The sequence below is a fragment of the Streptomyces sp. NPDC048639 genome (assembly GCF_043199075.1).
In the GTDB taxonomy this organism is placed as follows: domain Bacteria; phylum Actinomycetota; class Actinomycetes; order Streptomycetales; family Streptomycetaceae; genus Streptomyces.
In genome coordinates this window covers 107,171-124,582 of record NZ_JBICVP010000010.1, presented here as the reverse complement: position 1 = coordinate 124,582, position 17,412 = coordinate 107,171, and the positions used below count along the sequence as shown (strand labels likewise).

Here is a 17,412-nt window from a genome sequence, read left to right as displayed (position 1 = left end):
AACCACACCACCTTTCAGCGGTGTTCGCGTTTCCGGGACACCGTCCTCCTTCGCATGCCGCAAAGCAGGAATTGATGCCCGTTCAATCACTCGCGGAACTCATACGCTTCGTCCGCCGCAACTCGGCCTTTTACTCGGAGCTCTACTCCGGTCTGCCCGAGCGCGTCACGGAGTTGACCGCGCTTCCGGTCATCCCCCAGGCCGAGTTCTGGCAGGCCAACTCCCCGCGCGGTAACACCCTTCTGACCGGACCGCTCGAGGAAGCCGTGGTATTCAAGAGCGGAGGGACGACCGGGGCACCGAAGTTCTCCTTCTACACCCGGGAGGAGTGGCGCGAATTCACCACCGCTTTCGGTGCCGGACTTGTCGAGGCCGGACTCCGGCCCGGGCAGCGGGTCGCCGACCTCTTCTACGCGGGCGACCTCTACGCCAGCTATACCTTCATCCTCGACTCCCTGCACCGCTCCCCCGTCGCCAATGTCCGCCTCCCGATCGGCGGTGGCGCGCCGCCGGCCACGACGGTCGCCACACTGGAGCAGTTCGACGTCGACGTGATCGCCGGAACGCCCACGACGCTCTGCTCGCTCGCCGAGCACCTGAACGCCGAAGGACGGCAACTCCCCGGTGTCAGCACGCTGTTCTTCGGGGGCGAGAGCGTGTTCAGCGACCAGCAGCGGCTGCTCGCGAGCGCCTTCCCCGCCGCACGCGTGGCCTCGATCGGCTATGCCGCCGTGGACGCGGGCCTCGTCGGCCTGCCCGTCCCCGGCCGCGACCCGCGGCTGCACCGTGCCCCGGCCCCGTACACCGTCGTCGAGATCCTTGACGAGCACACCGGAGAGCCCATCACCCGCGAAGGCGTCCCCGGCCGGGTCGTGGTCACCGATCTGCGGCGCCGGCTGATGCCCGTCCTGCGCTACCCCGTCGGGGACCGTGCGGAGTGGACCGACACCGCCGTCGGCCACTTCCGCATCCTCGGGCGCGCCGAGGAGGGCGTACGCGTGGGCCCGGTGGCCCTGCACACCCAGGACGTGCACGACCTGGTGCGTGCCGCCGATGCCGCGGGCCGTGTGACCGGCGTGCAGCTGGTCGTACGCCGCTTCGAGGACCGTGACGGCGTCGACCGGGACGGCCTACTGCTGCGTCTCGGCTGCGGCGCCGGGGCCGCCGACCTGCCGGGGCTCACCGCGGCCGTCGAGAAGGCGTTCCACGCGGCTCGTCCGATGTACGCGGAGGCTGTCGCCGCGCGCCACGTCCACCCGCTCGCCGTGGAGTGCGCGCGCCACGCCGATCTCGCCGTCAACGCCCGTTCCGGGAAGCTGATCCGCGTCCTCGACGAACGGCCGCACGCATGACCGCGCCCACGCCCGCGCCCGGCTCCCGGCCCCTGCGGAAACGATCCTCCGCACGGTTGCCGATCGTCCTGCGCAACCCGTCCTTCGGTGCCGTCTGGATCGCTCAGGTGCTCACGCAGGCCTCGGCCCGGATGTTCCAGGTCGGCATCGTCTGGTGGCTCGTCCAGTACGCCGCGGGGTCCGGACGGGGCCTGGCCTCGGGTGCGTTCCTCGCCGTGAGCACCCTGCCTGCGGTCGCGCTGGCCCCCGTCGTCGCCACCGTCATCGCCCGCAACCCCTACCGGACCGTCATGGCCGCGGCGGCCGCCGGTGCCGGACTCGTCGCCGCGTCCACAGCGGCCTGGGCGTACGCGACGCCGTTGCCGATGGGTGTCGCCTACGGGGCCGCGCTGCTACTGGCGGGCTGCCAGGCGCTGTTCGACCCGTGCCTGACGACGTCGGTGCCCGACCTGGTCGACGACGCCGACATCGAGGCGGCCACCGGATTCGAACTGGCCACGCAGTCGCTGGCGGGGCTGGCGGGCGGGCTCCTCGGTCCGCTCGTCGTCGACGCCCGGGGGCTGCCGGGCATCGTCGCCGGCTGCGCCGCTGCGTACCTCCTCGCGGCCGGGCTGATCGGCCTCACGCGATTCCCTCGCGCCACCGCACAGGCGAGTTCAGCCGCCGACACCTCGAGCGACGCGGCCGGGAGCGGTGCGGCGAGCGCGCCGCCGGCCGCCCCGCGCCGCACACTGCGCCGCATTCTCGCCGAACTGCCCTTCATCCGGAGGGTGTTGTTCTGCTTCGCCGCGGCGAACGTGTTCACCACCGCGGTGTTCGTCGTCATGCCGCTCTACACCGCCTCCGTGCTGCACGAGGACGGTTCGACCGTCGCGCTCCTGGAAGCGGCGCTGGGTGCCGGCACACTCGCCGGGTCCTTCACCGGGGGCCGGCTGCCCGGACGCCCGATCACCACCGGCACCGTCTGCATCGGACTGATGGCGGCCTCGTTCGCCGTGCCCGGACTGGTCGCGGACCGGACCGCCTTCGCGGCGGCGATGGTCGTCGCGGGATGGTCCGTCGGCGCCATCGGCGTACGGTTCGTGGCCCTGTTCCAGCGGCTCGTCCCGGCCGCGGACAAGCCCGGCTTCTTCGCCGTCATGCAGTCGCTCCTCGGAGCCACCTTCCCGCTCGCCTCGCTGCTGTTCGGCGTGCTCGGGGACCAGATCTCGCCGCGCACCCTGTGCCTGGTCCAGGCGGTCGGCCTGGTGCCCGTCGCCGTTGCCCTGTGGTGGACGGGCAGCCGGGCGGGCGCGCCCGCCACCGGCCACGCGGGCCGGAGCACCGCCGCCGCACACGAGACCACCACGGCGACCACCGCCACCACCACCGCCACCACCGGAGGAGGAGCTCGATGACCGTCACCATCACCCCCGCCGTCCTCCAGGACATCGCGGAACTGCGGCAGTTGTACTTCGACGTCTACGGCCACGGCTATCCCGTACCGCTCGGCAGCGACCCCGCCGAAATGCGGCGGCTCATCGCCGATCCGCACACCCACTGGCTCGTGGCCCGCCCCGACGGCGGCGGCGACCTGGCCGGCTCCGTGGTCGTGCAGACCGACCCGGGGACGCGCATCGGCAAGCTCGTCGGCCTCGCCGTCCACCCCGCTCAGCGGCAGGGCGGGCTGGCGGGCCGGCTCACCGGAGCGGTCTGCGCCGACGCCCTGGCCACCGGCAGCGTCGACTCGATCTACGCGACCGTCCGGGTGGTGACCGAGGGCCCCCAGCACGTCGTGGTCCGCAACGGCTTCCGTCCGCTCGGGCTCATGCCCAACGCCGTCGAGGTGGCCGGCTGCGAAAGCCTCGCCCTCTTCGCCCGCTACGCCGACGGCGTGCTGGACCGCCGTGAGGCCGTGCCGTGCGTGCCGGAGCCGATCGCCCCGCTGCTCGCCGCCGCCGAGGAGGCCTCCGGTATCGCCTACGCGGCGGTCCGTCCGATCGAGGCCGCGGGCACCGGCCTGTTCTCGGGACCGGCCGTCCCCGCCACGACGGCCATGGAGATCGTCACCGCCCGTTCCTTCGTCAGGCGCCGGTTCCTGGAGCTGTTCCCCGACCCGGCCGGGCGCTTCTTCCCCCTGCACTCCCCGAACGCGATCCTCACCCCCGAGGACGGCACGTTCGAGGTGTACGCGGATCTCGACCCGGCCGCCCGCAGCTGTTCCCTGATCGCGGTGCACCCCTACCCGGCGGCCATGGCCCACGCCCTGGAACCGCTGATGGCCGCGGTCACCCGAACCGGCGCGGACTACGTCGAGACCCTGCTGCCGCTGTCCGACACCGCGGGGCTGAGCGCCTTCCTGGCCGCGGGCTTCGTCCCCAGTGCGCTCTATCCGGCCATGCGCCGCATCGACGACCGCTTCCACGACTACGTCGTGCTGTCCCGGACGAACCGTCAGATCGACTTCCGCACCACCGCCGTCAGCTCACTGGTGCAGCCGTATCTGACCGCGTACCTCCGGGCCTGGACCGCGACGTACCTTCCCCTACACGAGGTTGTCTCTTGAATCCCCATCTGCTTCCCGTCGAGGTCCCCGACCCGGTCTCCCTCCAGCACGTCCAGCGGCTGTGCGACCTCGCCGAGCCGTACGAGCACGGGCCCGAGGCCGATGCCCTCTTCGCCGCCGCGATGGCCGAGACCAACTCCTGGCACGCCGAACGGTCCCCGTTCTTCCGCTCGTTGCTGACCGACGAGCCGGAGACGCCCGCGCCCAGCGTGGGCCGCGATGTCCGTGCCCCGCTGGTGCACGCCAACTTCTTCAAGCGGCACGAACTGCTCTCCATACCCCGGGAGGACGTCTTCCTCCACCTCACCTCCTCGGGGACCACCGGCCAGAAGTCGCAGATGTTCTTCGACGAGTGGACCATCCGCGCGGCCCAGCGCATGGTGGCCCGGATCTTCGACCACTACGGCTGGATCACCCCGGACCAGCCGGTCAACTACCTGCTCTACAGCTACGAGCCCGCGCCCTCGCTCCAGCTCGGCACCTCCTTCACCGACAACTACCTCTGCGACTTCGCCCCCGCACGGGACACCACTCACGCCCTGCGGCACACCGGCACGGGCCACGAGTTCGACGTACGCGGCTGCATCCACGCCCTCCAGCGGTACGCCGAAGAGGGCCTGCCCGTACGGATCCTGGGCTTCCCGGCGTTCCTCCACTTCACCCTGGAGCGGATGCGCTCGCTGGGCGTCCCGCCGGTGCAGCTCCCGCCCGGCTCGCTGGTCGTCCTCGGAGGCGGCTGGAAGGGGCACGCCGACCGGCAGATCGGCAAGGACGTCTTCTACTCCGAGGTCGGCGAGCAGCTCGGCATTCCGCCGGAGCGGATCCGCGACACCTTCGGCTCGGTCGAGCACTGCGTGCCGTACGTCGAGTGCGAACAGCACCGGCTGCACGTGCCCGTCTGGTCCCGTGCCGCCGTGCGCGACACCGCGACGCTGGAGCCGCTCCCCCACGGCGAGATCGGCTACCTCCACCTCGTCTCGCCGTACATCACCTCGGTCCCGGCCCAGAGCGTGCTCATGGGCGATCTCGCGTCGCTGCACCCCGGCGAGGAGTGCGGCTGCGGCCGGCCGACGCCGTGGTTCACCGTCCACGGCCGGGCCGGGGTCAGCCGCAACCGCAGCTGCGCGGTGGCCGCCGCCGAACTGATGAAGGGTATGTCATGACCAGCGCACCGACCCCGGGGACGGCCTCGGCCACGAGCGCGGGAACGGCCCATGCGCCGCTCCCCGGCTCCACGACCGCGCCTCACCGCGGACTCCACCTGTGGCAGGGCGCGTTCATCGACGACGCCGAGGCCGCCGAACGTCTCGCCGACCTCCCCGCCCTCACCGAAGCCGCCCTGCGCGAGCAGCTGCCCACCGAGATCGTGCTCGGCGCCTGCGACCGGGTCGCCGACGCGTTGCGCTCGCCGGGCAGCGCGGTGCACGCGCGGCTGACCGGCTGCCTCGCCGACGGCGGGACCGAGCCCGAGGAGGCGTCGGCCCTGCTCGCCGAACTCGCCGCCGCCCTCGCCCGTCCGGCCCTGGAACGCAAGCTCCGTCGCGAACTCGGCGGCCTGCACCCCGAGCGCTTCACCCGCCCCGACGCGCGCGAGACCGTCTACGAGGCGTGGGCACCGGTCGGGCTGCTGGTGCACATCGCGCCCGGCAACGCGGCGGGGGTCGCGCCGCTGAGCGTCGTCGAGGGCCTGCTGGCCGGCAACCTCAACATCCTCAAGACCAGCAGCTCCGACACCCTGCTCGCCCGGCATCTGCTCTCCGAGCTGGCGGCGGCCGACCCGACCGGCACCCTCGCCCGCCGGGTCGTCGTCCTGAACTTCCCCTCCAGCAGGCGTACCTGGCTGGAGCCCCTGTGCGCCGCGGCCGACGCCATCGCCGTGTGGGGCGGCGAGGACGCCGTGGCGGGCATAGCCGCGCTGACTCCGCCAGGCTGCCGCCTCGTCGAGTGGGGCCACAAGATCTCGTTCGCCTATCTGACCCGCGACGCCTGGGCCGACCCGGGCGTCCTGTCGGCGCTCGCCGCGGACGCCTGCCGCCTGGAACAGCAGGCGTGTTCCAGCCCCCAGGTCGTCTACCTCGACACCGGCGACAGCGACGAGGTCTTCGCCTTCGCCGACACCTTCGCCGACCATCTGGCGCAGGTCTCGGACAAGCTGCCCCGTCCCGCACTCGGCCTCGCCGAGCACGCCGAGATCACCAACACCGAAGTCGTCGCCCGGCTCGAACAGCACCTGGGCCTCACCCGCGTCGTCGCCGCCGACGACGGCTCCTGGCGCGTCCTCGCCGACGCCCGCCCCGCCCTCACCGCCTCGCCGCTGCACCGCAGCGTCTGGGTCAAGCCGCTGCCGCGGCGCGACGTCGCCGCGACGCTCCGCCCGATGCGGCGCTACCTCCAGACCGCGGCGGTCGGCGGCAGCCGCGCGGACGTCGCCGAACTCTCCCGCGCCCTCGTCACCGCCGGGGTCACCCGGGTCACCCCGGTCGGCGCGATGCTGGACAGCTACGAGGGCGAACCGCATGACGGCGTCTACGCGTTGCAGCGCTACAGCAGGCGGGTCTCCGTACGCGCCGACGAGCGCTTCACCGCCACCTCCTGCCTGGACGACCTCGTCGCCCCCGTGCTGCTGCCCGCTCCGCCCACCGGCCCGCTGCTCGACAAGGCGGGTGTGCAGGAGCAGTTGCGGCGCTTGGACCCCGACCACGCTCATCTGTACTTCCGCAGCGGAGGTACGACGGGCGCGCCCGCGCTGTCGGTGTTCACCAACGCCGACTACGACACGCAGATGCGCGCCGCCGCGCACGGTCTGATCGACTCGGGATTCGACCCGGCCCGTGACCGCGCGGCCAACCTCTTCTACAGCGGCGGCATGTACGGCAGCTTCATCAGCTTCTTCTCGATCCTGGAACGCCTCAACGCCACCCAGATCCCGCTGTCCGCCGGCACCGACCTCGCCGCCGTGGCCGAAGCCCTGGTGATCCACCGTGCGGACACCCTCTTCGGAATGCCCTCCTATCTGTGGCAGCTCTTCCACACCCAGGGCGAGACGCTGCGCGCCTACGGCGGCGTCCGGAAGGTGTACTACGGGGGCGAGCACTTCACCGACGAGCAACGGCGCGTTCTCGGCGAGGAGTTCGGTGTCGAGGTGATCCGGTCGGCCGCGTACGGCAGCACCGATCTCGGGCCGCTGGGCTACCAGTGCGAGCACGCCGAGGGGTCGGTCCACCATGTCCTCACCGATCTGCACACCCTGGAGATCCTCGACACCGAGGAGGACCGTCCGGTGCCCGTGGGCGAGCCGGGCCGCCTGATCTTCACCAGCCGGGCGCGGGCGGGGCAACGGCTGGACCGCTACCAGATCGGTGACCTGGGCCGCGCGCTCGACGGCGTCTGCCCGTGCGGCAGCCGCACCCCGCGTATCGAACTCCTCGGCCGGCACGGCGACGTGGCCCGCGTGGGCGGGTACTCCTTCCACTACCGGCGCTTCGCGGAGGCGGCGGAGACCCGCCTGGGCTATCGCGGCGAACTGCAGGTGGTCCTCACCTCGGAGACCGCATGCGAGCGGCTGACGGTCCGTCTCGACGCCCTCTACGCCCCGCCGGCCGAGGAGGCCCGTGGCGCCTTCCTGGCGACGATCCCGGAACTGCGCTCCGCGGTCGAGGAGGAGGACCTGCTGACGCTCTCGGTCGAGATCACCGATGTCGCGTCGTTCGAACGGACCGCGACGAGCGGCAAGTTGAGGACGTTCGTGGACCGGCGCACCACCGACTGAGCGGGGGCGGCGGCGCCGCGGTGCGGGTGCCGTGGCGGCGCGTGAGTTGAGTAGTGGACCCCGGAAACCGTGCGAACCTTCCTCTCGTCTTCCGGGGGCGGGTCCGGACCGACCGCCTGTCGATCACGAGGCGGGACGTCGGCCCGGCTGCCGCTGACGAGGAGAGAGGTCCGCCGATGCACCGAGGAATCACTGCGCTGACGGTCGCCGCCACTGCCGTAGCCGTCTGCGCGGGCTGCACGAAGTCCGTGACCCCTTCCGACCACGCCCCTGCCTCCTCCCGCTCCGCAGGGGAGGCCGGGGCGCTCGGGAGACTCCCCGAGGTCGTGGCCGCCGACGCGCCTCTCGCCATGGAGGAGATCCCGGTCCCGGCGGAGAAGCAGCGCATCCTCGGAGAGGTGTACAGCGGCGGGAAGCGGATCATCGCGTACACCGGGGGCCAGGCGTGCGGGTTGCTCGTTCTCCGTTCCTCCACCTCCCGGGAACGGGTCACGACCATGAAGGCGTCCTGGCCGACGGAGAGTTCCGTCGGCTCGTCGATCCTTCCGATGGGCCCCTACAGCACGGCAACGTCCTCCAACGCCGATGACAAGGGTTCGTGGACATCCCTGTCCTGCGCCAAGGACGCGATGGTGATCGAGTACGCATCGGACCGGTCCTTCCGGGTCACACGGACTCGCGGCGCCGTGTCCACGGTTCGACTGCACGGCAGGAAGAACGACCTTGCCGTCGTGGTCGGCGAGAAATCCGCCCGTTCCCGGATCATGGCAAGACTGACGCGCCACTCCTGAGGCCGCTCCTGCCGCACACGGATTTGAGTAGTGGATTCCGGAACTCATGCGGATCTTGCTCCGGTCCCCGGGAAGGAAGGCGACAGGCACCCGACGTGCGGCTGTGCCTGTGGCCGTACGCCGCCGACAAGAGGAGAAGTCCGCCGATGCACCGAGGAAGCGCCGCACTGACGGCCGCCGCCACTGCCGTACTCGTCTGCGCAGGCTGCACGGAAAGCGTGACCTTCTCCGACCGCGCCCCCGCCTCGTCCCGCTCCGCGCGGGTGTCCGGGGCGCTCGAACAGCTCCCCGAGACATCGACCGCCCATCGGCCGGTCGACATCGACTCCGGGGAGGAGCAACGCGTCCTCGGGGAGGTGTCCCGCGGCAAGGAGCACATCGTCGCGTACACCGAGGGCGACAAGTGCGGCATGCACCTGGTTCCTGCCGACCCCTCGGGGCAGGCAGGCTCGGACACACTGGCGGCCTGGCCGACGGACGAGCCGGCCGACTCGTCCGGCCTTCCCCTGGGTCCCTACAGCGTGGACTCGACCTCTTCGTACGGCCACAACAAGGCGTCGTGGGCCACGCTGCGGTGCTCCAAGGACGCGATCGTGATCGAGTACGGCTCGGACGTCAACACACCGGTCACGGGGATGCGCGGCTCTGTTTCCACCGTCACGCCGGACAAGAGCAGGAACGACGTGACCATCGTGGTCGCGGAGAGCCGCGACCGGCTCCGCATCCTGACGAAGCTGACCCGCCAGTCTTGAGAGCGTGTTGGTGAACCGCTGACGTCGGGGCCTGGCCGTCGGGGCATTGGCTGATCAGCGGCCGTTGTCCGGTTGATGGACGCTGAGGTCCGTGGGTCGGCAGGACGGCGGCCAGGTTGTCGGGCCTGCGCCGCAGTGTGGTGTCCAGGAAAGTGTGGTGTCCAGGAATACTCCGTGAACTGTTCGAACCACTGTGGCGCTGCTGACAGGTGGTGCCTCGGACGTGAGGGCCGGACCGGATCGGATACTCGGTGTTCTGCCCGCCCCATGACGACACAAGATGGTGCGCATGACTTTGGCCACCCCCATGCTGCACACCCCTCGCCTGCGGCTGCGACCCTTCACCGACGCCGACGCGGACCCCCTCTTCGCACTGCACAGCAGCGCCTACGTGATGCGCTACTGGGACTCCCCGCCGTGGACCGAACGGGCCCGCGCCGAGCGCTTCATCGCGATGTGCCGGAAGATGGCGGACGAAGGCACCGGAGCGCGGGTGGCCATCGACCGTGCTTCTGACGGGGCCTTCGTCGGCTGGTGCGCTCTGGCCGAATGGAACCCGGACTACCGCAGCGCGTCGTTGGGCTACTGCCTCGACGCTGCGATGTGGGGCCACGGCTACGCGACGGAAGCCGCGCGCCCCTTGCTGCAGTGGGCATTCGACACACTGGACCTGAATCGAGTCCAGGCCGAGACCGATACACGCAACGTGGCATCTGCCCGGGTGCTGGAGAAGATCGGATTCGTGCGTGAAGGGACATTGCGGGAAGACTGCGTCGTGAACGGCGAAGTATCCGACTCATGGGTGTTCGGGTTGATCAGGCGAGAGTGGCAACCGCCAGCCGTGCCGATTCCAGCCCGCTGAGCGGACGTTGAGTCGGTTTCTGGAATTGGCCGCGTCCGGGTTGGTGAAGAAGCCTTGGCGGGCGAGGCGCCCAAGTGGGCTCGATGCCCGTGCCGCCGTCCACGGACCCACCTGACGTGCAGCGAACGCCCGTCATCGCCCAGCGGTGAGATCAAGAAGCGTTCGCATACGTCTCTGCGCTCCGGCCGCCGGGCATATGCGCTGCGCGCTGGGCCGTTCGGGTGGACGAGCGGCACAACCGTTGCCGATGGGCTCGCCCGGTGGCCCACTGGTACGACCGCACCTCAGGTCCAACCAGAGCGTGTCCCCCTCCCCCCTCCGGACGCCGTGTGACGGCGCAGCAGCTCGGCTGCCGTACGCCGCCCGGCGGGGACATCGCTGCGACCGGTCCGGCACCGTTCCCGTTCAGTTCTGACGACACGTCAGACCTGACACTCAGGAGGAATTGCTGTGTCGCTTGCATCGCAGAAGAGGTCCCCTTCGGACACCAGGAGGAACACCATGCTCACATCCAGGCCGGGCCGTTTCGCCCTCGCCGCAGCTGCCGGGCTGCTGGCCGTCACCGCGGCCACCCCCGCGTACGCCGCCTCCGCGGGCAGCAGTGCCAGCAGCCCGCAGGTGATGTCCGACTACAAGGGCAGAGTCATCGCCGCGACCGGGCTGAACGTCCGGAAGCAGCCCTGGCAGAGCTCGCCGGTGGTCGGCTTCCTGCCCTACGGCAAGGTCGTCAGCATCGAGTGCAAGGTCAACGGGCAGTCGATCGACGGCAATCCGCGCTGGTACCGGATCAACGGATACGGCGGATACGCCTCGGCCCGCTACATCGAGAACATCGGCCCGGCCCCGCACTGGTGCTAGGGGCGCAGGGCTGACGCCCGCGTACTACCGAGCCCCCTGTGCCTACCGGTCCTGTCCGGTAGGCATAGGGGGCTCCCTGCCGTGCCCTCTGCTGTGCTCCGCGCTGTTCCCGCGCCGACCCGAGGCGTCAGGAGACCGTGAACTCGGGCGAGGTGCCGGTGAACGCGGTGATCCGCCCGTTCCAGCCGTTCTTCCAGTCGCCGAAGTGCACGACGCGGTACGTACCGGCCGGGGTGCCTTGCGGGATGTCCCACGTCACCGTCGCCTTGGACGTGGCGCCGAACGTACGGGACCAGCGGTACCGCGTGGTCCAGTCGCCGTCATCGGCGTGGCGGACCCAGCGGTCCCCGTCCCGGCGCTGCACCTCCAGGAAGGTCCCGCCGCGGCGGAGGTTGTTCTTGGGGTGGCCGGTGGCGAACACCACGGAGACGCGTTCCCCGCGGGCGTAAGCCTCCTCCGGTTCCTCCAGGACATCGCCGAACTCCTTCATGAGCGGCGCGCTGTCGAACACGACGCCGGTCTGGAAGTTGAGCTGGTGCCCGGACAGATCGCGGGGTGTGGGGCCGTGGTCGACGTCCTCGCCGGCGCGCAGGGCGGCGGCGAGCTTGCCGAACTCCTGCTGGTAGGCGGGCAGGGTGTAGCGGCCGAAGAGGGTCGAGCCGCCCTCGTACTGCTGGCTGTCGTACTCCTCGGGCGTGGTGACGTACTGGCTGTAGGCGTTCGCGTACCCCTGCACGAGCACGTTCTCCAGCGGAACGCCGAGTTCCTTGGCGACCGTGCGGCGGATGCGCAGTCCGGCGACGATCGTGTACTCGGCGGGGCCGGCGACCAGGTGGAGCGGGCCGATGCGGACGATCTGCAGGGGCAGGACCTCGGGCGTCCACGGGTACGGCTTCATCACACCGACGGGCAGCACCACGAGCTTCGGGGCCTGGGCACTGGCGAGGGCCTTGGGGATCGGTGCGTCGAGTCCGCCGAGGGCGTCGATGAACGGGTTCTTCGTGCCCTCGGGCACGGGGATCCCTGGCCCGTCCTCGCTGCTGCCCGCGAGCACGGGTTCGCCGACGGCGGCTTTGCAGGTGGAGTGGGGTTCGCCGTCCGGGGTGAAGGCCCCGTCCACGTCGACCGCGGACATGTCCACGTACCGCATCCGGGAGTCGACGCCGCCGGTGAGCTTCTCGGACGCGCTGTCGTAGGCGCGCTTGGCCGCCAGGAACTGCCGCTCGCCGATGATCCGGGTGTTCTCGACCTCGTCCTCGGTGGGCCCCGATCCGGGCTTGAGGTTGAGGTTCGGCGACATGTCGCCGGAGTTGGTCTGGGGGAAGCAGGCGACAAAACCCGGTGCGCCGTCCAGATAGCGCACGCCCGCGTCGTCGTGCTCCCACTGGTAGGCGGCGTAGCCCTTGTTGTCCCCGCTGATGAGGGTGTTCTGGTTGGTCATCGAGGTGCCGTGGGTGGCGAACCATCCGATGGCGCCGACGTCGCGGTCCCCCTGCCGGAAGCGCAGCACCGTCATCATCGGGTCGATCGCGTCGGGGAAGTGCGCCCGGTCGCCGGCGGGGTTGCAGTCGAACGCCTTACGGGAGCGGTTGACGCTGGCGTCGGTCAGCTCGGTACGGCCGAGGGTGATGCTGCCGGGGGCCATGCTGCGGTGCGCGGCGTCGATGGCCTCGACGATGCCGTCGACGATGGCGTTGTAGGTCTGCTCCTGGAAGCCGAGGATCGCGAGGTTGTAGAGCGCGTAGTGGGAGGCGCCACCGCAACCGGAGTGCGTGTGGCTGGCGTTGAGGAGCACGTTCTGCTCGGTGTAGAGACCGTTGTACTTGGAGGCCAGCCGGGCCATGACCCCTTGGTGCAGGGATTGGAAGAGGGCGCCAAGGTCGGCGTTGACGAAGACGACGCGCTTGCCGGCGGAGTCGGCCACGACGTAGGCGCGTGCCCGGGTACGCAGATGAATGCCGGACGTCTTCTGGGTCGGCTGGGAGTAGCCCATCATGCCGTTCTCGGCCGCGGGGCCGGTGATGTCCGCGCACCCGACCCCGACCTCGAAGGCCTCCGCCCGACCCTGGGCGCGTGGCGCGGCTGTCGCCGTGCCCGTGGCTGTGGGGAGTACGGCAGCTGCAAGCGGCGCGCTCGCCGCGCCGGCAAGGATTGTCCTCCGGGTCACCGACATGATGCGCCACCCCTTCCCTCGGATCAAAGTTGAACAATGTTCAAGGTTTGAGGATGGTAGGTCCCGATCGTGGCGATGCGTACGGGGCATGCAGTGACGAATTCGTGCCGCTCTCGTGAACGCCCAGGAGCGCGGCGGGGGTTCGGGTCGCTGAGGGCGCATCGGACCGTCCGGGCTCCCCGGCGGCCCGGCGCTGCGGGCACCGTCGGACCGCTCGGGCCGCCCGGCGCCACGGGAACTGTGCGGGCTGCTCGGGCTGCTCGGGCTGCTCGGGCTGCTCGGGCTGCTCGGGCTGCTCGGGCTGCCGACGCAACGCGATCCGCGCATGCGTGAGCCCCCATCCGTGACCTGGGATGGGGGCTCACGCGGCTATGCGACGGCGGGCCGCCTCACGAACGCTGTCGGCGTCAGCGCACCGTCACCCCGACCACCGGAGAAACGGCTCCGCCGCCGACGATGCGCAGCTCGTTCTTCCCCTTGAGCCCCAGCTTGACGCGCAGGGAGTACGAACCGCTCTTGTTGACCACCGTGCTCGCCGGAAGGGAGACCCACTTCGAGCGCTGCTTCTGCTGCAGCGAGACCTTCGTCCCGGCCGCAATGGCCTTCGCCTTTCCGGAGATCCGGAACTCCTGCCACGCCTTGACGCTGCCGGCACTGGCGGCTGCGGTGAGCGCGGGCTTGGCTGCCGCAGAAGCGGCCGGAGTCGTCGCGGAAGCGGCCTGCGCGACGGGCGCACCGGTGGCCGCGTAGGCCCCGGCCGCCGTCCCGAGTACGAGCGTCGCCGACAGAACGGCGGTGGCCACGGCAGTCGTCGTACGGAAAGCGTTGTTCATGGAATTTCCCCTCCCAGAGTTGGATCAAGCCCCTCAACCAGAACCATGAAAGATCGGCCCGGTCGGTTGCTCGTCCACGGCGGGGAATTTCCCGGAACGTCAAAATTGACATTGCCATGCCGAGTTTCGTCGGGGGTACGCCATCGGCGCGTTGCCGAGGCTTCTGGCGGCAATCGCCCTGGAAGCCCTCGGACAAGTCGCCTACGAGGGCCGGACGCCGAGGACTTCGTCCAGCCAGTCGTAGACCCGTTGATCGAAGCGGGAACGGTTCCAGCCCTCGCAATGGCCCGACGCTCCCTCGGCCTCGGTGAAGTGCACACGCTCCTTCCGACACCGGAGCGCGTCGTACAGCCGCTCGGCACCGGAGATGCCGGCATCTCCCTCCGCTGAGGCGACGAGAGTGGGACAGGAGATTCCGTCCACCACGTCGGACAGCCGAAAGCGGCCCATCTCCACCACGTATTGACCGAGGGTCTCCAGTCCGTGGACCCACAGGCCACGCTGGACCAATTTCCACCTCAACACCGGATTCTCTTCCAGAACGGCCAGATGAGGGTCGAGTTCGGCGGGATCCACGTCCGGCAGCCGGTCCTTGAGCTCTGCGGGCAAAGGAAGTACGCCTCGGAAGCTATCCAGTTGGTCCCACTGTCCGGGATCGACGATCAGTGCGGCGACCCTGGCCTCTCCGGCGGTCCCGCGGGGCGCGAGGTAGCCACCGAAGCTCCAGCCCTGGACGACAAGCCGTGACCCATCGACCTGCGGCAGCGTCACGGCCCGGTCGACGACGGCGCTCAGCACGGTCTCCCAGTCCGGCCTCATCGGCAGTCCCTGCTTGACCAGCGGCTGCCCCTGGCCGGGACCGTCCACGAGAAGGCAGGCGTAGCCGCGGCGGACGGCAGGTACGGCATGGGACCAATACATCTCGTGAATGTTGGAGTCGTAGCCGTTGACGCCGATGACGGTGGGAAACGTGCCGGGCCCGGTCCTCGGAAGGCAGAGGCGGCCGGGCAGTTCGGTTCCCTCGAAAGGGACCTCGACCGGCAGGACGGGATGCTCGGCGAGTTCCGCGAACCGCGCAAAGCACTTCGTCTCGTGGTCGAATGCCTCCGTCAGCCGGGGGTCGACCGGATGACCGAAGAGGGGATAGTAGGAGATCCGGTCATACGTGGTGGCTCGCAGGAATGCCTCGCGCGCGCTGACGCGGTGCCCGCGTGCGGCGCTCACTCCACCCCAGGCGGCTACCCGAGCGGCCAACGCGGTCCACTCCCGGTGCCACGCATCGTTGTCACCGGGCGGAATACGCTTCATGACCGCGGCGCACTCACCGTACTCCGCTCCGCCGCGGGTGATGGTCGTCAGGGCACGCTCGGCGAACATCTGGAACAGGGGATCCTCGGAGAATTGAAGCACTCTGCTGTCACCTTCCGTTCGACGACCACACGAGGAATTGCGCGTCAGGCCATTCCATGGTTGACGACGGGCAGCAGAGAACAGTGGTTGCGCGAGCGGCTTCACCCCGGTGGCCCGCGGATTGACCCCCGACATCCGGAACCGGCATGTGAGGTGGCGTTCCTTCGCCTTCCTTCCGGGAGGGGACTCCTCTCCCTGCCGGGGCCGGGCGGAGGCCGCGGACGGCAAAGGCCCCGTCCGGAATTCCCCCGCCGCCCGGCGGACTTCGAAGGTCCCCTGTGCACCGCCGCTCGCTGGGGGGCATCTCGTCCTGACGGACCGGCTGCGCCCCGGCGCCGACCTCCGCGGGACCGACGCGCGGAGGACGTCCCGCGACCGGCCGCGCCGGACCCGGCGGTTCCTGCGACGCCTTGTTCCGTCACACGGTGCCGAAGCTCGGCGGTTCTCCCTGTGGGGTGGGGCGATCCGGGGATCGGTCTCCCGGGGCAGGCTTGGTTGTCACCCACGCAGCACCCTGCTCGTCATCTCCGTCAGAGAGCTCGACCCGCCCAGGCACTCGTTGACGTCCTGTCGCGTTCACCGGGCCGCTCAGCCCTGACGAGGAGGCTTTCGGCCGGCCACGGCCGCCTCGTTCCTTGCCCGAACTCGATCGATCAACCACGTACCCAGGCCCACCACTACGGCCGCTCCGGCCGCGTAGAGCGGCAGCCACAGGGTCGTGGTGGCGGACAGGCAGTCGGCGACGGCCTCATGGCTCTGGACGTCCTGCGTACGAGCCAAGGCGGCACCGTCGCGACCGGCCAGGTTCGCGAGCGCCGCCTCCGTCCGGAGGCTCTCGTAGGCGCCCAGCGCACCACACCTGCCACGGGTGCCGGGCATCGGAAACAGCCACGCCCAGCGCTGCAGCATGGGAGCCAGCGCGATCGCCACACACAGACCGACGACCATCGAATACGCCACCAGATTCCGCACGCACACAGATCGGAGGCCGGGCATCCGCGTCGGCAGTCGGTAGAAGGAGAAGATGACCGCAAGAAGCGTCACCCCGATGTATGTGGCGAACCACTGCCAGGAACCTTGCGCGAGTGTGGCCGTCAGCACGGCGGCGAGTGCAATGCCGATCACCCCCGGCTGACCGGGGGCGTCATGGCCCGCCCCGGTGGATGCCGCGTTCCCGGTTCTTCGAGTGCTGTGATCGTCCACGGTCCTCCTGCCTGCTTCGGCCATCAGCATCCAGGCGCATCGCGTCCTCGGCCTGAAGCCATACCGGACCGGCGCGAAAGCCTGGCCCGGTTGGCGGGACTTCCGCGTTCCCGGCCCCTCCCGCCGAGCTCGCCCATGCCCGGACCGTCAGCCTGTGTCCACCGGCTGTGGCCGGGTTCCACCTGTCGTGCCCGGGCCCGCACAAGATGCCGCGACGTTCGGTCCTGGTGGCGGCCGACCTGCTCTTGTGGCAACTATCGTGCGCCGGCTCGCGCACGCGACGGGCGACCGCCTCGCCGCCCGGCGCTCAGAAGGAAACGTCGAAGTAGTCGATCTCGTTGAGCTGGACTTCGAGGCCCTCGGCGCGGCGGCCGCCGTCCCTGAAGTACACCTCGCCCATGCCCTCGGCGATGATGTCGCGCATCTCCTGGTCGCCGGCGCCCCGCCGCTGGGCCGCGAAGAGGCGGTCGGCGTACTCCGGGGGCAGGTGCACGGTCAGGCGGCGGAAGCGGCCGTCGTCGGTCGTGCCGATCGGTGCGGTGTAGCCGAAGCGGGCCCGGGTCTCCACGGTGATCCCCGTGCTGGTGGCGGCCTGCTTCCTGCGGCGCAGCCGGACCTGGGGCTGCCAGCGGGCACGTACAGCGGCCTCGATCCGGTCGGCGACGGCCTGCGGCGGGTTCTTCCGGGCGCCGCGGCGGTAGCGGTTGACCGAGTCGGCGGTGACGCCCAGCTCCTGGGCAACGGCCTTGGCCGTCCTGAGGGTTCTGAGCAGGAAGTTGATGCGACCCTTGAGAGTCTTGGGAGGCTCACGGGTGAAAGCCTCCTGGCCCGCACGCTCCAGGGCGTCGTCGATCTCTCGCACGG

At 70.4% G+C, this 17,412-nt stretch carries 14 protein-coding genes; 9 read left to right on the top strand and 5 right to left on the bottom strand.

Annotated elements, in window-relative coordinates:
- Positions 1-74 precede the first annotated feature (74 nt).
- From ACGFNH_RS26470 to ACGFNH_RS26430, 9 genes are all read left to right on the top strand, one after another.
- Complete coding sequence (locus tag ACGFNH_RS26470; protein WP_393657786.1) at positions 75-1,352, top strand: phenylacetate--CoA ligase family protein; 1,278 nt, start codon at positions 75-77, stop codon at positions 1,350-1,352.
- The gene (locus tag ACGFNH_RS26465; protein ID WP_393657784.1) at positions 1,349-2,749 is read left to right on the top strand and encodes an MFS transporter; all 1,401 of its coding nucleotides are present in this window, start codon (positions 1,349-1,351) and stop codon (positions 2,747-2,749) included. The genes ACGFNH_RS26470 and ACGFNH_RS26465 overlap by 4 nt, the downstream gene beginning before the upstream one ends.
- Positions 2,746-3,897, top strand: a complete 1,152-nt coding sequence (locus ACGFNH_RS26460; RefSeq protein ID WP_393657782.1) for a GNAT family N-acetyltransferase — start codon at positions 2,746-2,748, stop codon at positions 3,895-3,897. Before ACGFNH_RS26465 ends, ACGFNH_RS26460 begins: the two co-directional genes overlap by 4 nt.
- Positions 3,894-5,060 carry an acyl-protein synthase gene (locus tag ACGFNH_RS26455; RefSeq protein ID WP_393657780.1) on the top strand — a complete coding sequence of 389 codons (1,167 nt, stop codon included), beginning with the start codon at positions 3,894-3,896 and terminating at the stop codon, positions 5,058-5,060. Before ACGFNH_RS26460 ends, ACGFNH_RS26455 begins: the two co-directional genes overlap by 4 nt.
- A complete protein-coding gene (locus ACGFNH_RS26450) occupies positions 5,057-7,666 on the top strand; it encodes an acyl-CoA reductase (RefSeq protein WP_393657778.1) in 2,610 nt (869 codons plus the stop codon). Before ACGFNH_RS26455 ends, ACGFNH_RS26450 begins: the two co-directional genes overlap by 4 nt.
- A gap of 176 nt (positions 7,667-7,842) precedes the next feature.
- Positions 7,843-8,457: a hypothetical protein gene (locus tag ACGFNH_RS26445; RefSeq protein ID WP_393657776.1), complete on the top strand. Its 615-nt coding sequence runs from the start codon at positions 7,843-7,845 to the stop codon at positions 8,455-8,457.
- Between the two features lie 146 nt (positions 8,458-8,603).
- Positions 8,604-9,209: a hypothetical protein gene (locus ACGFNH_RS26440; RefSeq protein WP_393657774.1), complete on the top strand. Its 606-nt coding sequence runs from the start codon at positions 8,604-8,606 to the stop codon at positions 9,207-9,209.
- 289 nt (positions 9,210-9,498) lie between these two features.
- Positions 9,499-10,071: a GNAT family N-acetyltransferase gene (locus tag ACGFNH_RS26435; protein ID WP_393657772.1), complete on the top strand. Its 573-nt coding sequence runs from the start codon at positions 9,499-9,501 to the stop codon at positions 10,069-10,071.
- A gap of 501 nt (positions 10,072-10,572) precedes the next feature.
- Positions 10,573-10,929, top strand: coding sequence for an SH3 domain-containing protein (locus ACGFNH_RS26430; RefSeq protein ID WP_393657770.1), 357 nt, complete (start codon positions 10,573-10,575; stop codon positions 10,927-10,929).
- Positions 10,930-11,056: 127 nt separating this feature from the next.
- Here ACGFNH_RS26430 and ACGFNH_RS26425 read toward each other — a convergent pair whose 3' ends face one another.
- The 5 genes from ACGFNH_RS26425 to tpg form a co-directional block, all read right to left on the bottom strand.
- Positions 11,057-13,102, bottom strand: a complete 2,046-nt coding sequence (locus ACGFNH_RS26425; protein WP_393657768.1) for a neutral/alkaline ceramidase — start codon at positions 13,100-13,102, stop codon at positions 11,057-11,059.
- A 407-nt stretch (positions 13,103-13,509) separates the two neighbouring features.
- Positions 13,510-13,935 (bottom strand): hypothetical protein, encoded by a 426-nt coding sequence (locus ACGFNH_RS26420; protein WP_393657766.1) that lies wholly within the window; start codon positions 13,933-13,935, stop codon positions 13,510-13,512.
- A 201-nt stretch (positions 13,936-14,136) separates the two neighbouring features.
- Positions 14,137-15,345, bottom strand: coding sequence for an alpha/beta hydrolase family protein (locus ACGFNH_RS26415; protein WP_393657764.1), 1,209 nt, complete (start codon positions 15,343-15,345; stop codon positions 14,137-14,139).
- Between the two features lie 588 nt (positions 15,346-15,933).
- Positions 15,934-16,578 (bottom strand): hypothetical protein, encoded by a 645-nt coding sequence (locus ACGFNH_RS26410; RefSeq protein ID WP_393657763.1) that lies wholly within the window; start codon positions 16,576-16,578, stop codon positions 15,934-15,936.
- A 277-nt stretch (positions 16,579-16,855) separates the two neighbouring features.
- Positions 16,856-17,410 carry a telomere-protecting terminal protein Tpg gene (tpg, locus tag ACGFNH_RS26405; protein WP_393657761.1) on the bottom strand — a complete coding sequence of 185 codons (555 nt, stop codon included), beginning with the start codon at positions 17,408-17,410 and terminating at the stop codon, positions 16,856-16,858.
- Between the last annotated feature and the right edge of the window lie 2 nt (positions 17,411-17,412).